Here is a 4,004-nt window from a genome sequence, read left to right as displayed (position 1 = left end):
TATAAGCCCTGGTCAGCAGCCCTTTTTGGCGCCAGCGACACGGTGCGCCAGCGTCAGTCGGAGACTCCAGCCCCCTGCATCTGGGGACCTACCCCCGGTCAGATGCCGACTCAGCGACTCCCCCGTCGCGATATAGTTGCACATGCAATAGTTGTCCACCGCCCGCGGGATGTCGTTTTGTGGAGACCGCCTGTTGGTGCAAGGTTCCCGGCCGCCTGCTGCCGCCGATGCCCGCACGCCGCCACCATTTCCCAGGTGACCAATTTCACGAACCCGCAGGACGAGAACCCGCTCCCGACAGCACCGGGCGATGACGCGGACGCAGGGAGAGCCGCCCTCAGCCGGAGAGGATGGCTGGGCGCAGTCGGCGCCGGACTAACCGTTGCCGGGGCGGATCCGTTCCTCGGCACCGTAGCCCCCGCCGCCGCCGCGACGACCGGCATGTCGCCAACACTCTGGGTACAGCCGGGCACCCTGGGCATGCCACCCGTGACGGGTCTGCACCTCCAGTTCGGCGCGGACGCATCCCGGGAGATGGTGGTGTCGTGGCAGACTCTGGTGCCGGTGCAAAGGCCACGGGTGCTGCTCGGCACACTGAACGACGGCATCGGGGCGAAGGTGGCTGCGGTCACCGACACCTACACCGACGCGCAGTCCGGGCAGAGCGTCTATGTTCACAGTGCCCGGTTCCAGCAGCTGCATCCCGACAGCGAATACATGTACGCGGCGGTCCATGACGGGGCGACGCCGGAGCCGGGGTCGTTTCGCACCGGACCACGCGGCCGGGCGCCGTTCACGTTCACAAGTTTCGGTGACCAGGGCACGCCCACCCTCGGGAAGCTGAACGGTCCACGGCCGGCGAAGATAACCGGACCCCTGCAGTATCTCAACGACAACCTCGGCTCGCCGTACGCCAATGACGTGACGACCGCCGTGGAGCGCGTCGCGCCGCTGTTCCATCTGGTCAACGGCGACCTGTGTTATGCGAACCTGTCGACCGACCGCCTCCGCACCTGGTCGGACTGGTTCGACATGACCACCCGATCGGCCAGGTTCCGCCCGTGGATGCCGGCTGCAGGCAACCACGAGAACGAACGCGGCAACGGCCCGATCGGGTTCGGCGCCTACCAGACCTACTTCACCGTTCCCGGCAACGGGGGCGACCCGGAGACCAACGGCCTGTGGTACGCCTTCACCGTCGGTTCGGTCCGGGTGGTGAGCCTGAACAACGACGACGTCTGCTACCAGGACGGCGGCAACAGCTATGTGCACGGCTACTCGGGCGGGGCACAGCGGCGGTGGCTCGAGGCGGAACTCGCGGCGAGTCGGAACAACCGGAACATCGACTGGATCGTGGTCGTGATGCACCAGGTCGTGGTGTCCACCGCGGACCACCCCGGCAATGGCGCGGACCTGGGCATCCGGCAGGAATGGGTGCCGTTGTTCGACCAGTACGGCGTTGACCTGGTCCTGTGTGGCCACGAACACCACTACGAGCGATCCCACCCGATCCGCGGCCAGCAGCCCACCGACACCCTGACCCCGATCCCGGTCGCGACCCGAACCGATGTGGTGGACACCGGCGCCGGAACCGTCCACATGGTCATCGGCGGCGGCGGCACCTCGATACCTTCGATCGACGTGTTGTACGACACTCCGGCATGCAACGTCATCACCGGCGTGGGAGCTACCGGCGCCAACGGCAAACGTACACCGATCTACGTGTCAGAGGCCGCGCCGTGGTCGGCGGTGCGGGACCGGGTCAACCCGTACGGCTTCGTTGCCTTCACCGTCGACCCGGGGAACAAGCGGGGCGGTCTGACGTCGATGGCTGTCACCTACTACGCCGTCACCGGCCTCTACGGTCAGGTCCAGCCCGTCGACACCTTCACCCTGCAGCGACGGCGCAGCGACGGCCTGGGCCCCACGCGATAAACCGGCGCCCCTCTCGGTCGCCACGCCGCGGGCCACCGCGTCGTTCAGGCGCTCGATCAGCGTCGCCAACTGTCGGAGATCTTCAGTCGACCAGTCTGCGACGGTCGTCATCAGGAACTCCCAGCGTTGCTCGGCAGCCTCGGCCAGGCGTTGACGCCCGGCCGAGGTCAGGTCCGCCCGCCGGACCCTACGATCAACAGCGTCGCTGGTCCGCACGACCAGACCCCCGGCGACGAGCTGATCGACCACACGGGCCGCCCGCGCGCGATCAACCAGGAGCAGCTCCGCGATGTCGGACAAGGTCGGGGGTGGCGGCGAATTCGTCTCGATGAAACGCAGGACCCGGTAGTGTGTCGGCGGCACCAGCTCGGGTAGGGACGCCAGCAGGCGCGCCCGCGGCATCAATCCGTAATACCCCAGCCGGTGGTGCCGCATCATCTGCATGGCCATCTCCACACGGCGCGTGAGGTGTGCCCGCTCGCTCACAACGGCCTCCGTGTCCCGGGGGGCAGGCCAGGGTCGGTTGATGGCCCCCAGGCCGGCACCGGTGAGATCGGCGCCGGACGGACCGCCGGCCATGGTATTGCCCCGGACAGCGGACAGCGGGTGATGGGGCAGCGGGGCGATGGGGCGATGTCTGGGCTGCGAAACGCAGGTGACCGCCCGTCACTGACGTTTCTCGCCCCGTTCGCGAACCCGGATGGAAATCTCAATCGGTGTTCCGGCAAAGCCGAAGTCCTCGCGCAGCCTGCGCTCCAGGAAGCGACGGTAGGCCGGCTCCAGGAACCCCGTCGAGAAGATGACGAACCGGGGTGGCCGCACACCAGCCTGCGTCGCGAACAGTACCCGGGGCAGCCGCCCGCCACGGGACGGCGGCGGGGTGGCCGCCACGACCTCGCCGAGCCAGGTGTTGAGCCGGCCGGTGGAGATCCGCATCCCCCACGAATCCAGCGAGGATCGCAGGGCTGGTGCGAGCCGATCGACCGCGCGGCCGGTCATTGCCGACACGTTCACCCTCGGTGCCCAGACGACCCGGCCGAGATCTCGGGTGATCTCGCGTTCCAGAGTGAGACGGCGGTCTTCGTCGAGCAGGTCCCACTTGTTGAACGCCAGTACCAGAGCCCGCCCGGCCTCGACCACCATGGTGATCACCCGTTGGTCCTGTTCGGTGAGTGGCTCGCCGGCGTCGAGCAGGACGATCGCGACCTCGGCGGCCTCCAGCGCGGCCGCGGTACGTAGCGAGGAGTAGTACTCCGCTCCGGCGGCCTCCCGGACCCGACGCCGCAGGCCGGCGGTGTCCACGAACTTCCACACCTCGCCCCCGACGGTCACCAGCTCGTCGACCGGGTCACGGGTGGTACCGGCGACCTCGTCCACGAGCGAGCGCTCCGTCCCGGCGAGCCGGTTGAGCAGGCTGGACTTCCCCACGTTCGGCCGGCCCAACAGGGCTACCCGCCGCGGACCGTCCACCTCCTCGAAACGCTCGCGCGGCGCCTCCGGGAGGGCCGCGAGCACCGCGTCGAGCAGGTCTCCGCTGCCACGGCCGTGCAGCGAGGACACCGGATGCGGCTCACCGAGCCCGAGGCTCCACAGCGCGGCTGCGTCCGCCTCCGTCCGAGCGTCATCGACCTTGTTCGCGGCAAGAACGACGGGCAGCCCCGACCGCTGCAGTACGCGCGCGACGGCTTCATCCGCGTCGGTCGCACCGACCGTGGTGTCGACCACGAACAGCACCGCGTCGGCCGTGTCCAGCGCCGCACGTGCCTGCTCGGCGACCCGGGCGGCGAGCCCACGCGCGTCAGGCTCCCAGCCGCCGGTGTCGACGACGACGAAACGCCGCCCGTTCCAGGTTGCGTCGTATGCGACCCGGTCGCGGGTCACGCCCGGGACGTCCTCGACCACCGCGGCCCGACGGCCCAGGATCCGGTTCACCAACGTCGACTTGCCGACGTTGGGGCGTCCGACAATCGCCAGCACCGGCTGCCTCTCGGTGGCGCCGGGCGGGTACCCGGCCTCGTCCTGCGGTGCCTGCGAAGCCACACCCACAACGTCCTCGTCTCTGTTCGTCA

2 protein-coding genes and 1 pseudogene are annotated in these 4,004 nt (G+C 69.1%); 1 reads left to right on the top strand and 2 read right to left on the bottom strand.

The features are described 5' to 3' along the window. Positions 1-255 precede the first annotated feature (255 nt). Positions 256-1,935 carry a metallophosphoesterase family protein gene (locus U9980_RS13195; RefSeq protein WP_322768174.1) on the top strand — a complete coding sequence of 560 codons (1,680 nt, stop codon included), beginning with the start codon at positions 256-258 and terminating at the stop codon, positions 1,933-1,935. Between the two features lie 195 nt (positions 1,936-2,130). Here the strand turns inward: U9980_RS13195 and U9980_RS28545 are convergent. Continuing rightward, positions 2,131-2,337 (bottom strand): annotated as a pseudogene (locus U9980_RS28545) (MarR family transcriptional regulator); the annotation flags it as partial. 264 nt (positions 2,338-2,601) lie between these two features. Further along, positions 2,602-3,975 carry a ribosome biogenesis GTPase Der gene (der, locus tag U9980_RS13190; protein WP_322768176.1) on the bottom strand — a complete coding sequence of 458 codons (1,374 nt, stop codon included), beginning with the start codon at positions 3,973-3,975 and terminating at the stop codon, positions 2,602-2,604. Positions 3,976-4,004: the final 29 nt, after the last annotated feature.

The organism is Protofrankia sp. Cr1 (assembly GCF_963555865.1).
GTDB lineage: Bacteria > Actinomycetota > Actinomycetes > Frankiales > Frankiaceae > Protofrankia.
The sequence above is the reverse complement of the archived record's forward strand: the minus strand, read 5'-3'. Positions and strand labels throughout refer to the sequence as shown.